Below are 14,389 nucleotides of genomic sequence, written 5' to 3'. Positions count from 1 at the left end.
GATGCATGCGCGCCTGCTCTATGTGATGGACCCGATGTGCTCCTGGTGCTGGGGCTTCGCGCCGGTGGTCGAAGCGCTGGCAGCCCAGGCCGCCGAGCGGGGTGTGCCGATGCAGATGGTGCTCGGCGGTCTGCGCCGTGATCAGGTGGCTATCGATGCCGCCGCACGGGTGCGTTACCTGGGCTACTGGCAGGCGGTCAACGCCAGCACCGGTCAGCTGTTCAACTTCGACGCCGGGCTGCCCGAAGGCATGCGCTACGACACCGAAGCAGCATGCCGGGCAGTGGTCACCGTGCGTGGCCTCGACCCGCAGAGTGCCTGGCCGATGGCGCGGCGCATCCAGCAGGCTTTCTATCAGGAAGGCGCGGACGTGACTCAGGCAACCACTCTGGTGCGGCTGGCCGAAGAGGTCGGTATTCCGCGAATCGAATTCGCCGAGGCCTTCGACAGCGAAGCACAGCACAGGGCCACCGCTGCTGATTTCAGCTGGGTGCAGGATCTTGGCATCGCCGGCTTCCCGACCCTGCTGGCCGAGAAGGGCGGGCGCCTGGCGTTGCTCACCAACGGCTACCAGCCACTCGAAACCCTGTCGCCACTGCTCGCGCGTTGGCTGGAGCACGGCATCGATGGTTGATCGCCTGAGCTGGGCGGAAATCCGTCGCCTGGCCTTGCGCCACAAGCGTGCGCTGATCGTTGCCAATCTGGTTGCTGTGCTGGCGACTCTGTGCAGCGTGCCGATACCCTTGTTACTGCCGTTGCTGGTCGACGAAGTGCTGCTGGGGGACGGCAATGCCGCGCTCCAGGTGATGGACAACTTCCTGCCTGCGCAGTGGCAGAGCGCGGTCGGCTACATCCTGCTGATGCTGGCGCTGACCTTCGTGTTGCGCGGCGGCGCGTTGATCTTCAACGTGGTGCAGGCGCGGCTGTTCGCGCGGCTCTCCAAGGACATCGTCTACCGCATCCGCATCCGCCTGATCGAGCGTCTCAAGCGGATCTCCCTGGCCGAGTACGAAAGCCTTGGCGGCGGTACGGTGACTACCCACCTGGTCACCGATCTCGACACCTTGGACAAATTCATCGGCGAAACCCTGAGCCGCTTCCTGGTCGGCGTGCTGACCCTGGCCGGTACCTCGGGGATTCTGCTGTGGATGCACTGGAAGCTGGCGCTGCTGATTCTGCTGTTCAACCCGCTGGTGATCTACGCCACGGTGCAGCTCGGCAAGCGCGTCAAGCACCTGAAGAAGCTCGAGAACGACAGCACCTCGCGCTTCACCCAGGCGCTGACGGAAACCCTCGACTCGATCCAGGAAGTGCGCGCCGGTAATCGCCAGGGCTACTTTCTCGGCCGCCTCGGTGGGCGTGCCCGTGAAGTGCGCGACTATGCCGTGGCCTCGCAGTGGAAGACCGATGCTTCGAACCGCGCCAGCGGCCTGTTGTTCCAGTTCGGCATCGACGTGTTTCGGGCCGCGGCGATGCTTACCGTGCTGTTCTCCGACCTGTCCATCGGCCAGATGCTCGCGGTGTTCAGCTACCTGTGGTTCATGATCGGCCCGGTGGAACAGCTGCTCAGTCTGCAGTACGCCTTCTATGCCGCCGGCGGGGCGCTGACCCGCATCAACGAACTGCTCGGGCGTCGTGACGAGCCGGATTATGTCGGCGGCGCCGACCCGTTCAAGGGCCGTGAAACCGTCGGTATCGATATCCGCGACCTGACCTTTTCCTACGGCGAGGAGCCGGTGCTGACGGGGCTCAATATGTCCATCGCGCCTGGCGAGAAAGTCGCCATCGTCGGTGCCAGCGGCGGCGGCAAGAGCACGCTGGTGCAACTGCTGCTGGGCCTGTATACGCCTCAGGCTGGGGTTATTCGTTTCGGCGGCAGCAGCCAGGAAGAGATCGGCCTGCCAGCCATTCGCGAGCACGTGGCGGTGGTGCTGCAGCATCCGGCACTGTTCAACGACACGGTACGCGCCAACCTGTGCATGGGCCGCGAACGCAGCGACGAAGCCTGCTGGCAGGCACTGAGCATCGCCCAATTGGCTCAGACCATCCGCCAGTTGCCGCAAGGCCTGGATACCGTGGTCGGCCGCTCCGGCGTGCGCCTCTCCGGTGGCCAGCGCCAGCGCCTGGCCATCGCCCGGATGGTACTCGCCGAGCCTAAAGTGGTGATACTCGACGAAGCTACATCGGCCCTGGACGCCGCGACCGAATACGCTTTGCACGAAGCCCTGGCCCAGTTCCTCCGCGGCCGCACCACATTGATCATCGCCCACCGCCTGAGCGCGGTGAAGCAGGCCGATCGCGTTCTGGTATTCGACGGCGGCAGCGTCGCCGAAGACGGCGATCACCGCCAACTGATCGCCGAAGGTGGCCTGTACGCCAAGCTTTACGGTAATTTGCAGCACTAGGTGCGCTAACCCAGTACCGCGTAGGAGCCCGCTTACGGGCGATGCAATAGCGGCCATACCGCAAGATCGGCGTTGGCAAGACGATTCGCCCGCAAGCAGGCTCCTACATTACTGAGGTGTCTGCAGGCTGTGCGGTCGCCGCCAGCCCTGTAGGAGCCCGCTCGCGGGCGATGCAATGGCGGCCTTAGCGCAAGATCGGCTTTGGCCACACGATTCGCCCGCAAGCGGGCTCCTAGATTACTGAGGTGTCTGCAGGCTGTGCGGTTGCCGCCACTCTTGTGGGAGCGTCGCCCACGGCGCGAAAGGATCGCGGCCGTACCGCATCATCTGCGGTCATCCACCATCCCGTAGCCTGCGGTTGAGCGCAGCGATACCCAGGATCGTCCCCGGATATAGCTGCGTTGATCCGTCGAGCTACCCAAAAATCCCTACTCGTGCGGCAGTTTGCTGCCCCATTGCTGAATCGCCTTGGTGCGCTGCACGCTAGCGTTGACGGCCTTGTCGAGTTCTTCGTTGTAATCATCCAGCCAGCTGCGTGAGCCAGGGATCATATCGGCCAGGTCGCGCATGCCGTTTTTCAGAGCCTGCAGGCTCTGCTGAAAGCTCTGCTCCTGGCCCAGCAGGGTGCGGCCCATAAGTTTCAGCGCGGCGATGTCCTGGGACGGCGGTGCTGCCGGTGCCGCAGCTGTTGGTGCAGCGGGCGGCGGGGTGGCAGCCAGTTTCAGCAGGGCATCCTGGCGTTTTTGATCTTCTTTAAGGCTGGCCAATTCCTTTTCCAGCGCTTCGGCACGCTGTTGGACGGCGGCGAATGCCTCCGGGTCGAAGGGCGGTGGCTCGTCAGCGAGCATCTTCACCACGGCCGAGGTGGCCAGGCTGGACAGCACAATGAACAGCAGCAGCGCCAAGCCGAAGATCAGCAGGCGATTGAAGCGGTTGGCCTTTTCCAGCTTGGCCAGGCGCGCCTCGTCGCTATCGGGGGCGAGATCGAACGCGGCGGGGCTTTCGGCTTCGGAAGGCGTTTCACTGCTCATGGCGGCCTCGTTGTTGGCTCTTTTTGGATGGTTGTCATTCTGGCAGCGTTTGCGGTTATCTGCCTGTCATTCGGCCATCATCCCGACGGCAGCCAAATCGACCATGCTGTAAAGAAAGGTTTACGTGTAGGGGAGGTCTGTCGCTCTGAAAGCAACGAATATTGGCCCGCGCCCATGTGATGTATCGATCCGTTGCCACAGCCTAGTCCTGTAGTCGCACTGCATCCCATCGGGGGGCCTTGTCCCAGGCTCTCGCCTCGACTGTCATGAAGCCATAACGACAACGAGGACAACCCATGAACGCCGTGTCCAGAATCGAACAGCACAATCCCATCGGAACCGACGGTTTCGAGTTCGTCGAATTCACCGCCCCTACGCCCGAAGGCATTGAACAATTGCGTGAATTGTTCACCGCCATGGGCTTCACCGAAACGGCCAAGCACCGTAGCAAGCAGGTCTGGCTGTTCCAGCAGCACGGCGTCAACTTCGTCCTTAATGGCAGCCCGACCGGCCATGTGCATGCCTTCGCCGAGAAGCACGGGCCAAGCGCCTGCGCCATGGCCTTCCGGGTTCGTAATGCCGCCCAGGCTGCCGCCTACGTGCAGGAGCAGGGCGCCACCCTGGTCGGCAGCCACGCCAACTTCGGTGAGTTGAATATTCCCTGCGTCGAGGGCATCGGCGGCTCGCTGCTGTATCTGGTTGATCGTTACGGCGAACAAAGCATCTACGACGTGGACTTCGAGTTTATCGAAGGTCGCGGCCCGGACGACAACGCCGTCGGCCTGCAGATGATCGACCACCTCACCCATAACGTGAAGCGCGGGCAGATGGACGTCTGGTCCGGCTTCTACGAGCGCATCGCCGGGTTTCGCGAGATCCGTTATTTCGATATCGAAGGCAAGCTCACGGGCCTGGTTTCCCGGGCCATGACTGCGCCCTGCGGCAAGATCCGTATTCCCATCAACGAGTCGGCGGACGACAAGTCGCAGATCGAGGAATTCATCCGCGAGTACCACGGTGAGGGTATCCAGCATATCGCGCTGTCCACCGACGACATCTACTCCACCGTGCGCAAGCTGCAGGCCAACGGCGTGGCGTTCATGAGCACGCCGGACACCTATTACGAGAAGGTTGACCAGCGCGTGGCTGGGCATGGCGAGCCGCTGGACGTGCTGCATGACCTGAACCTGCTGATCGACGGTGCGCCAGGTGACGACGGCATTCTGCTGCAGATTTTCACCAACACGGTGATCGGCCCGATCTTCTTCGAGATCATTCAGCGCAAGGGCAATCAGGGCTTCGGCGAGGGCAATTTCAAGGCCCTGTTCGAATCCATCGAAGAGGATCAGCTGCGCCGCGGTGTGATCAGCGAGGAGTGAAGCCATGAGCCGCCAATGGATCAGCTTTCCCCTGCGTGAAGGCGAGCACTCGCGGCAAGCCCACTGTGACTTGCCGAGCGAGACCTACGAGCGAGAAATGGGCCGCGAAGGCTTCTTCGGCCCTGTGACCCATCTGCATCACAAGCATCCGCCCACCGGCTGGGTCGACTGGCAGGGCCCGCTGCGGCCCCATGCCTTCGACTTCAACCGGATTGCCAGCGAGCACGACTGCCCGCTACAGGCGCCGCTGACCCTGCATAACGCCGACATTCGCTTGCGCGTGTGGAAGACCGCCGGCGCCATGAACCACCTGGTGCGCAACAGCGATGGCGACGAACTGCTGTTCGTGCATGACGGCGCAGGGCACTTCTACTGTGATTTCGGGCACCTGGAGTATCGCGATGGCGATTATCTGGTGATTCCCCGTGGCACCGCCTGGCGCATCGAGCCGACGGCGCCCAGTCATTTTTTGCTGATCGAGAACACCGATGGCGCTTACCAGCTCCCCGACAAGGGGCTGCTCGGGCCCCAGGCGATCTTCGATCCGGCGGTGCTCGATCACCCGCATATCGATGATGCCTTCAAAGCCCAGCAGGACGAACGCAGCTGGCAGATCCGCATCAAGCGGCGTAACCAGATCAGCACCGTGACCTATCCCTACAACCCGCTGGATGTGGTGGGCTGGCACGGCGACAACACCGTGGTGCGCCTCAACTGGCGGGATATCCGGCCGCTGGCGAGCCATCGCTACCACCTGCCACCGTCGGTACACACCACCTTCGTGGCCAACGGCTTCGTGGTCTGCACCTTCACACCACGGCCGGTGGAGTCCGACCCCGGCGCACTCAAGGTGCCGTTCTTCCACAACAACGATGACTACGACGAAGTGCTGTTCTACCACCGTGGCAATTTCTTCAGCCGCGACAACATCGAAGCGGGGATGGTCACTCTGCATCCCTGCGGTTTCCCCCATGGCCCGCACCCCAAGGCCCTGAAGAAGGCGCAGACCGATCCAGCTTCATTCACTGACGAAGTGGCGGTGATGATCGATACCCGCCGCGCCCTGGAAGTGGCTGACGCCGCCGCTGCGGTGGACGTTGCCGAGTACGTGAACGTTCCTGGCGTGCGCCGGGCAAGGAGTCCTGATGAAACTTGCATCGCTGAACCAGGGGCGCGACGGCGTGCTGGTGGTCGTCTCCCGCGATCTGTCCCGTGCCGTTCGCGTGCCGCAGATCGCCCACACGTTGCAGGCCGCGCTGGACGAATGGGCGAGCAGGCGGCCGCAACTGGAGGCGGTCTACCAGCGCCTCAATGACGGTCTGGAGGCCAGCGCATTCGACTTCGACCAGCGCGATTGTCACAGCCCGCTGCCGCGCGCCTATCACTGGGCCGATGGCAGTGCCTACGTCAATCATGTCGAGCTGGTGCGCAAGGCTCGCGGTGCCGAGATGCCCGAGTCGTTCTGGCACGAGCCGCTGATGTACCAGGGCGGCGCGGATGCATTCATCCCGCCCCACGCGCCGATCCGCCTGGGTGACGAAGCCTGGGGCATCGATCTGGAGGCCGAACTGGCGGTGATCACCGACGACGTGCCCATGGGCGCCACGCCGGCTCAGGCGCTCGGCCATGTGCAGTTGCTGCTGCTGGTCAACGACGTGTCGCTGCGCAACCTGATTCCCGGCGAGCTGGCCAAGGGCTTCGGTTTCTATCAGAGCAAGCCGTCGTCGAGCTTCTCTCCGGTGGCGGTCACCCCGGACGAGCTGGGCGAAAGCTGGCGCGAGGGGCGGGTGCATCGGCCGCTGGTGGCGCACATCAACGACCAACTGTTCGGCCAACCAGACGCCGGCACCGACATGACCTTCGATTTCCCCACGCTGATCGCCCACGCCGCCCGTACCCGGCCCCTGGGCAGCGGTACCCTCATCGGTTCGGGCACCGTTTCCAACTACGACCGCAGTGCCGGTTCCAGCTGCCTGGCCGAGAAGCGCATGCTGGAGGTGATCGAGCACGGCGAGGCGAAAACCCCGTTTCTCAAGTTCGGTGACCGGGTGCGCATCGAGATGTTCGACGCCGCTGGCGCGAGCATCTTCGGCGCCATCGACCAAGTGGTAGAACGCTACGAAGCTCACTGAGCCGCGATGCTATCGGCGCCTTCAAGGCTGATCGCGGCTGAAGCCGCTCCCACGAGGTGGTGTTTCGAAGGTAGCCCGCACCCTGACTTAGGGTCGACGCACCGGGTGCGCATCGATCTAGTGAAGTGCTACGACGCTCCTGATGCGTGGGAGCGGCTTTAGCCGCGATGGCGATGGCGATGGCACGTTCAAGATTGATCGCGGCTAAGGCCGCTCCCTCAAGTCATGTTAAGGAGTCCGGCATGCTGACGCTATACGGCTACTGGCGCTCCAGCGCCGCTTACCGGGTGCGTATTGCACTGAACCTGAAGGGGCTCGCTTATCGTCACGTGCCGGTGCATCTGGTTCGTGAGGGCGGCGAGCAGCACGGCGATGCCTACCGGGCGCTGAACCCCCAGGGCCTGGTGCCGCTGCTGGTGGACGAGGAAAATGGTGGGGTGCGGATCGCCCAGTCCCTGGCGATTCTCGAATACCTCGACGAGATCTTCCCGGTGCCGGCGATACTGCCTGGCGACCCGGCGCAGCGCGCGGCGGTCAGGGCTCTGGCGCTGCACATCGCCTGCGAGGTGCATCCGCTCGATAACCTGCGGGTGCTGCAGTATCTCGGGCGTGAGTTGGGCGTTTCCGAAGAGGGAAGAAACGCCTGGTACCGGCACTGGGTGGCTCAGGGCCTGGCTGCCGTGGAGCAGGGCTTGGTGGCGTACGGTGAAACATTTTCCCTGGGCAAGCGGCCCGGCTATCTGGAAGCCTGTTTGGTTCCACAGGTGTACAATGCGCGCCGTTTCGACTGTGACCTCGATGCGTATCCTCGCATCCTCGCTCTGACCGCACGTTGTGAGGCCCTCGAGGCGTTCCAGCAAGCCGCACCGGATGCTCAGCCCGACGCGCAGTGATCGACGAGAAAACCAAGCCATTCCGCCAGGCCACGAGCCGAGCGGGTTCGATCCCGTCACGGTCGATCACCCACAGGTGACAGATGCCAAGCGAAATGCTCCAGACAGGCCAGCTCAAGCGGGGCCTGAAGAACCGTCATATTCAATTGATCGCCCTGGGTGGCGCCATCGGTACCGGCCTGTTCCTCGGCTCGGCCGGGGTCATGGCGTCCGCCGGGCCGTCGATGATTCTCGGCTACGCCATCGGCGGTTTCATCGCCTTCCTGATCATGCGCCAGCTCGGCGAGATGATCGTCGAAGAGCCCGTGGCCGGCTCCTTCAGCCACTTCGCCCACGCCTACTGGGGCCCGTTCGCGGGCTTCCTGTCGGGTTGGAACTATTGGGTGCTCTACGTGCTGGTCGGCATGGCCGAACTCACTGCGGTGGGCAAGTACGTGCAGTACTGGTGGCCGGAAGTACCGACCTGGGCCACTGCGGCGGTGTTCTTCGTCGCCATCAACGCCATCAACCTGACCAATGTGCGGGTGTTCGGCGAGGCCGAGTTCTGGTTCTCGATCATCAAGGTGGTGGCGATCATGGGCATGATCCTGCTCGGCTGCTACCTGCTGTTCAGCGGCGCAGGTGGCGAGCAGGCATCGGTGAGCAACCTGTGGAGCCATGGTGGCTTCTTCCCCAACGGTATCTCGGGGCTGGTGATGGTGATGGCCATTATCATGTTCTCCTTCGGCGGCCTGGAATTGGTGGGTATTACCGCGGCCGAGGCCGATCAGCCGAGAAAGGTGATCCCCAAGGCCATCAACCAAGTGGTCTATCGCATCCTGATTTTCTACATCGGCGCGCTGACCGTGCTGCTGTCGTTGCACCCTTGGGACGACCTGGTGGCGACCCTTACCGCTGGCGGCGACTCCTACGGCAGCAGCCCCTTCGTGCAGATTTTTTCGCTGATCGGTAGTGACACCGCTGCGCACATCCTCAACTTCGTGGTGCTCACCGCGGCGCTGTCGGTCTACAACAGCGGCGTGTACTGCAACAGCCGCATGCTCTATGGCCTGGCTGAGAAGGGCAATGCACCCAAGTCGCTACTCAAGGTCGACAAGCGCGGTGTGCCGGTGCTGGCGATCTTCTTCTCGGCGGCCTTCACGCTGATCTGTGTGGTAGTCAACTACCTAGTGCCGAAGAGCGCCCTGGAGTTGCTGATGTCTCTGGTGGTCGCCGCGCTGGTGATCAACTGGGCGATGATTAGCCTGGCTCACCTCAGGTTCCGCAAGGCCATGCAGGCCAAGGGCGTCGAGCCGTCGTTCAAGGCCTTCTGGTTCCCCTTCGCCAACTACCTGTGCCTGGGGTTTGTGGTGTTCATCCTCGGTTTGATGCTGTTCATTCCGGGCATTCGCATGTCGGTGTTCGCCATCCCGTTCTGGCTGCTGTTCATCTGGGGCTGCTTCCAGCTGCGCCAGCGTCGGCTCGCTCGCTAGGGGCTGGGCTGTCGTCTGCAACACTCGCAGTGCAAGGCTGCGGGTGTCATTTGTGCCATCTGCTGCCGTGCTGCAACCTTTTGTTGCGCTACAGCAAACCTCTCAGTGAACCTGAAGGTATAGTGGCAACTTAATGGCGCTGTCTTTTTGCTAAGGCTTTGCGCGGCGTGGCCGATGAATTGACTGGAGCCACGAGTAGCGTCGATGTAGCGGCGCTCGAGCACTGCAATCTATAAAAATAAATGGAGCCGCTTAGATGTTGCATTCTGCCACTCGACTATTCGTCGACCTTTCCGTAGGCAAGAAACTTCTGATGGGCTTTGGCCTGGTGCTGTTGCTGACCGTTGCCGTGACCGGCAGTGGTTTCGTCGCCGTGCAGGCGGTGATGAAGGGGCACGCCCAGTCCCTCGGGTTGTCGACCATCGACGCGCAGATACTCGGTGCGCGGCGCATGGAGCGCGATTACGCCATCAGCCACAGCGAAGCCGATGCGCAGCGCATGCGTGAGCAGCTCGCCAAGGTGCGAACCGGCCTGGCCGAGCAGATCGCCAGTGCCACCCCCACCGAACGTGAACGTCTGCAGGCCATGGACACCGCCACCGCGGACTACCTGCAGCAGTTCGACGCCAGCGTGCAGCAGCAGGCCCGCGCCAGCGAAGCCCGTACCCAGATGAGCGAAGCGGCCCAGGAAGCGCGCAGCCAGTTCGAGATGATCGAGCTGGGCATGTACGACGCCGTTCGTGAATTACGCCTGGCTGGCGACCAGCTTCGCGGCAGCGACCCGCTGACCCTGGCGGAAACCGCCTCCAACCTCAGCAAGCGCATGCTCGAGCTGCGCAGCCATGAGAGCCAGTTCATCATCGATGGCTCGCAGGCTGCGCTGGAGGACTGGAATTTCGTCAGCTACGACCTGCAATCGTCGGCCAGCGGCCTGATGGTGTGGCTCAACGACGATCAGAAGCGCGCCATCGAAGCAGCCCTGGTGGCGCTTGGTACCTACCAACAGGCGTTCACCAATTTCCAGGCGCTCTACGAACAGAGCAAAGCCACTGATGCGGCCATGCTCCAGCAGGCCGACCAGGTGCTGGCGCTGGCCGAGCAGGCCAAGAACGTCGAAGAGCAGAGCATGACCGACGACAGCCACAGCGCCATGCTGCTACTCGGCAGCATGGGTGGGGCGGCCGTGTTGATTGGCCTGTTCGCGGCGCTGAGCATCAGCCGTTCCATTGTCGCGCCGCTGCGTCAGACCGTGGCCTTCGCCCAGCGCATCGCTGGCGGTGACCTGAGTCAGGATTTACCGCTTAATCGTCACGACGAACTCGGCCAGTTGCTCGAGGCCATGCAGGGCATGACTCGCAGCCTGCGCGATCTGGTCGGGCGAATTGGCGCTGGGGTGGGGCAGATTGCGGCGGCGGCTGAGCAGCTCTCGGCAATCACAGCGCAGACCAGTGCCGGTGTGCAGAATCAGAAGCTGGAAACCGAGCAGACCGCTACCGCGATCCACCAGATGGCTGCCACCGTGCAGGAAGTGGCGCAGAACGCCGAGCAGGCCTCCCTGGCTGCCGCCGATGCTGATCGCGAAGCTCAGCAGGGCAATCAGGTGGTGCAGCAGGCGATCAGCCAGATCGGCAAGCTGGCCCAGGAGGTCGAGCAGTCGGCTGAAGCCATGCAGGAACTGAATCAGGAAAGCGGGCGCATCGGCAGCGTGCTCGAGGTAATCCGCGCGGTCGCCGAACAGACCAACCTGCTGGCGCTCAACGCCGCTATCGAAGCCGCCCGCGCCGGCGACCAGGGCCGCGGTTTCGCCGTGGTGGCCGATGAAGTGCGAGCCCTGGCGCGACGCACCCATGACTCGACCCAGGAAATCGAAAACCTGATCGCCAACCTGCAGCGCCTGGCCGGTGGTGCCTCGGCGCAGATGGAAGGCAGCCGTGCATTGACTCAACGCACCGTGAGCCTGGCCGGCGAAGCAGGCGAGGCGCTTGGGCGCATCACCCAGGCGGTGAGCTCCATCGAACAGATGAATCAGCAGATCGCTGCCGCGGCGGAAGAGCAGAGCGCGGTAGCGGAAACCATCAGCGAGAGCGTTACCCGAGTACGCGACATCGGCGAGCAGAGCGCCAGCGCCAGCCAACAGACCGCCGCTTCGAGTGCAGAACTGGCGCGCCTCGGCGTCGAGCTGCAAGGCCTAGTCAGGCAGTTCCGAACCTGAGGCGTAATACCCGGGAGAGGGTTTCCCGGGTATCGCTGCGCTCAACCCAGGCTACGGTTTATAGCGCCGGGTCTTTCTTGTCGTTTGCGGAGCTGGCGGCTTTGCGGCCCGGGGCCAGATCGGCATCGGCTGGTGAGCGCTCGCCGTGCGGATACTGACTCAGCTCGCTGGCCCAGAGCGCCAGTGGGACGGGCGTCGAGGGCTGCCAGATGCGCTGCCAGAGCAGGGCAAGGCGCTGCATGTCACCACGTTCTGCCGGCCAACGATCGATATAAGGCTGCACCTGCCAGGCGTTGTCCTGCCAATGGGCGAAATCGAAGCGGAACGGGTGGAAGCCGGTCATGCCCAGGCGAATATCGGTCACCACCAGATGATCGCCGAGCCGGTCGTAGCGCAGTACGTCATCCGTAAACCATTGCAGCCGTTGGTGAGTCGGCGAATCATCCAGCACCTTCCCTAGCGCGGCACCGCGAGGCATTCGTTCCAATGCCGGTGGTGCGCTGTCGAACCAGCCCACCAGCGCTTCGTGGTAGTCCTCACCCTCGATCACGATGACTCGCCACAGTAGCGTATTGAACGGCGTCGGCGAGCTGAAGATGGCTTCGGCTTCGATGCCCTGACGGGCCAGCTCTTGCTCCACCCGGTGTTCGGCCATGTATTTGCCGCCCAGGGTCGAGGCCAGGTAAACGGTAGAAAACGCCAGCGCCCAATTGACCACCGGGTTGGCCCGATCTTTCAAGCCGCTGATCAGCCCATAGATCACCGCGCCAAGCAGCGGCAGGCTGTAGATCGGATCGATGATGAAGATGCTCGACCAGGCCGCGGGCGTTGGTGTCAGCGGCCAGAGCAGTTGCGTGCCGTAACTGGTGAAGGCATCGAGCAGCGGATGGGTGATCAGTACCAGCCAGATTGCCAGGAACAGCCGCTGCGCCGAATAACCAGGGTGTGGTCGCCACTGTCGTAGCAGCCAGGTCAGCAGCAGGGCAAAACCAGTGAGCACGAACAGCGAATGGCTGAAGCCCCGGTGGTAGGTCATCGCCGCCACCGAGTCGCCATAGTCGATGACCACATCCAGATCCGGCAAGGTGCCCAGCATGGCGCCGTACAGCAGCGCCTTGCGCCCTTGCCAACGCCCCAGCAGAGCGCCCTGAATGCTGGCGCCGAGTACGGCTTGGGTAATCGAGTCCATGGTCTTCTCTGAAATGCCTGCGCGGTCGACTACGTTACTTGAGCGTCTCGCACCTTGTATCGGCAAATTTCAAGCAAAGGTTTCAGCCGATAGAGCTGCTAATCCATGTTGCTGACATGGGCGGACACGATCCGCCAGGCGCCTGCGATGCGAATCCAGGTCTGAGTCTGGCGGCCGGTGCGGGGATTGCCCGCACGGCTGAAGGCGATATGAGTGACGGCACTGTCGCTGCCGAAGCTGGTTATCGAGCGCTCGATGATCTTGCGTGACAGTCCGGTTGCCGGGCGGCCATCACGAAACGCGCGGATCGCTGCGCTGCCGTAGAGGTTTTCCGTGGCGCCGTAGCGAACTGTATGCGGGCTCTGCCAGAACAGCTCGTCCAGCGTGGCGATGTCGTTGCTGATCAATGCCTGTTCGTAACGCTCGAAGGCCGCGCTGACCTGGGCGAGTACCAGAGGATCGTTCAACTCCGGCTCATCGGCTGCAGGCGACCCGTACAGGCGTGCCGGTGTCTGGCATACGCCGCGCCCGAGCAGGCCGGCCTCGCCCCGGGCATCGAGCATGGCGATAGCCACGTTCGGCAAGCGTGCGCGAGGGTCGATCCGCTCGATGTCGATAGCGGCTCCCAGGCCGAAGGGGGCGAACAGCGGGTGCTGGCCTACCTGCCAGTGCGGTGCGCCAGCCGGGCGCCCCGGCAGCCAGCCGGCCATATCGGCGGCGACACCGGTGGCGTGGTGCCAGGCCTGGGCACCGAAGCCGGCGGCATCGATCACGCCGCTGTCGCCAAGCATCGGGCTGATTGGCTCGTCACCCATTTTCAGGCGCGGCCCTTGTGGCGTGTGGGCTGTGGCCGTGCGCCAGTGAGTGGGGTCGCCAGCCAGCCGGATGCCGACCTCGATACCGTTGCCGGCCAGCCCCACCAGCAGCGATCGTGCCGCGGGCTCATCGCACAGCGTATCGAGCAGCAAATGGCAGGCGGCCATCCACAGCGTCAGGAAGAACAGCGGTGTTTCATCGAGCATCCGCTCGACCTCGTCTGCACCTTCCAGTAGCGGCAGCAAGCGTTCCTGCAGTGCCCGGCTGGCACCGCTGGTGACGCTGTGCAGGTCGTCACCGCGCTGCAGCCCGATGACGGCTAGCGGAAGCAGATCGATGGGGCCGGCGGCCAGGGCGCTCTGCAATGCCCGGGCAAGCTCGCCATCGCGCCATGCCAGACGTTCTATTACCGCCTGCTGGCGCGTGCCGAAACGGATCTGTGGCCCCCGGCCACTGCCCAGGATCGACCAGCAGGGGCGCGGGTTGATCCCGGCGGCATCGACCACCTCGACCAGCGTGGTAGTCGGTGAAATCACCGCAGCCAGCGGCGTCACCACATTGAAATCCTGTGCCGATTCGAGGCGCACTTCACCGCTGGTGATCAGGTATTGCGCTGCAGCCTCGCTGTCGGCCCAGCCCTCGTGCAGGCAGCAGAGCACCGCGGATGACAGGATCGGCGCGCTCGGTTGCTCACCGAGACGAAAGGGCGGCCCGGCGTGCAGCAGGGTTCTGTCGGCCAGGCCTATGGCCTCGGCGGCGCTGACCACCCGTTGCCAGACGGGGCGTACGGCATACAGCTTTTCCAGCGCAGGCTGGAGATCGGAGGCTGCCAGATCGGTCATGGGGTACGCTCGCTTGTT

The 14,389-nt window shown here is 63.5% G+C and carries 10 protein-coding genes and 2 pseudogenes; 9 read left to right on the top strand and 3 right to left on the bottom strand.

Annotated elements, in window-relative coordinates; genetic code table 11:
* Window position 1: 1 nt before the first annotated feature.
* Window positions 2-634, top strand: a complete 633-nt coding sequence (locus K5Q02_RS19420) for a DsbA family protein (RefSeq protein WP_225833323.1) — start codon at window positions 2-4, stop codon at window positions 632-634.
* Entirely contained in the window at window positions 627-2,405 is a 1,779-nt protein-coding gene (locus K5Q02_RS19415; RefSeq protein WP_225833321.1) for an ABC transporter ATP-binding protein, read from the top strand. Before K5Q02_RS19420 ends, K5Q02_RS19415 begins: the two co-directional genes overlap by 8 nt.
* Before the next feature lie 428 nt (window positions 2,406-2,833).
* On the opposite strand, the gene K5Q02_RS19410 is transcribed toward K5Q02_RS19415, so the two are convergent.
* Window positions 2,834-3,436: a hypothetical protein gene (locus K5Q02_RS19410; RefSeq protein WP_225833319.1), complete on the bottom strand. Its 603-nt coding sequence runs from the start codon at window positions 3,434-3,436 to the stop codon at window positions 2,834-2,836.
* Window positions 3,437-3,732: 296 nt separating this feature from the next.
* Here K5Q02_RS19410 and hppD point away from each other — a divergent pair, with 296 nt between their 5' ends.
* The 7 genes and pseudogenes from hppD to K5Q02_RS24650 all read left to right on the top strand — a co-directional run bounded on the left by hppD (window position 3,733) and on the right by K5Q02_RS24650 (window position 11,524).
* Complete coding sequence (gene hppD / locus K5Q02_RS19405) at window positions 3,733-4,815, top strand: 4-hydroxyphenylpyruvate dioxygenase (RefSeq protein WP_225833317.1); 1,083 nt, start codon at window positions 3,733-3,735, stop codon at window positions 4,813-4,815.
* 4 nt (window positions 4,816-4,819) lie between these two features.
* A pseudogene (locus K5Q02_RS19400) lies at window positions 4,820-5,961 on the top strand (homogentisate 1,2-dioxygenase).
* Window positions 5,961-6,947 (top strand): fumarylacetoacetate hydrolase family protein, encoded by a 987-nt coding sequence (locus K5Q02_RS19395; protein ID WP_225833315.1) that lies wholly within the window; start codon window positions 5,961-5,963, stop codon window positions 6,945-6,947. The pseudogene K5Q02_RS19400 and the gene K5Q02_RS19395 overlap by 1 nt, the downstream one beginning before the upstream one ends.
* A 242-nt stretch (window positions 6,948-7,189) precedes the next feature.
* Window positions 7,190-7,840 carry a maleylacetoacetate isomerase gene (gene maiA, locus K5Q02_RS19390; RefSeq protein ID WP_225833313.1) on the top strand — a complete coding sequence of 217 codons (651 nt, stop codon included), beginning with the start codon at window positions 7,190-7,192 and terminating at the stop codon, window positions 7,838-7,840.
* An 83-nt stretch (window positions 7,841-7,923) separates the two neighbouring features.
* The gene (locus K5Q02_RS19385; protein WP_225833311.1) at window positions 7,924-9,312 is read left to right on the top strand and encodes an amino acid permease; all 1,389 of its coding nucleotides are present in this window, start codon (window positions 7,924-7,926) and stop codon (window positions 9,310-9,312) included.
* A gap of 256 nt (window positions 9,313-9,568) precedes the next feature.
* A pseudogene (locus K5Q02_RS24655) lies at window positions 9,569-10,621 on the top strand (methyl-accepting chemotaxis protein); the annotation flags it as partial.
* A gap of 30 nt (window positions 10,622-10,651) precedes the next feature.
* Window positions 10,652-11,524, top strand: coding sequence for a methyl-accepting chemotaxis protein (locus tag K5Q02_RS24650; RefSeq protein ID WP_442964019.1), 873 nt, complete (start codon window positions 10,652-10,654; stop codon window positions 11,522-11,524).
* Between the two features lie 58 nt (window positions 11,525-11,582).
* Here the strand turns inward: K5Q02_RS24650 and K5Q02_RS19375 are convergent, their stop codons facing one another.
* Together K5Q02_RS19375 and hpxZ are read right to left on the bottom strand one after the other, a co-directional pair.
* Window positions 11,583-12,713: a metal-dependent hydrolase gene (locus K5Q02_RS19375; RefSeq protein ID WP_225833306.1), complete on the bottom strand. Its 1,131-nt coding sequence runs from the start codon at window positions 12,711-12,713 to the stop codon at window positions 11,583-11,585.
* A gap of 98 nt (window positions 12,714-12,811) precedes the next feature.
* The gene (gene hpxZ / locus K5Q02_RS19370; RefSeq protein WP_225833304.1) at window positions 12,812-14,371 is read right to left on the bottom strand and encodes an oxalurate catabolism protein HpxZ; all 1,560 of its coding nucleotides are present in this window, start codon (window positions 14,369-14,371) and stop codon (window positions 12,812-12,814) included.
* Window positions 14,372-14,389 lie beyond the last annotated feature (18 nt).

The sequence above is a fragment of the Pseudomonas sp. MM211 genome, assembly GCF_020386635.1.
Classification (GTDB): Bacteria; Pseudomonadota; Gammaproteobacteria; order Pseudomonadales; family Pseudomonadaceae; genus Aquipseudomonas.
The sequence above is the reverse complement of the archived record's forward strand: the minus strand, read 5'-3'. Positions and strand labels throughout refer to the sequence as shown.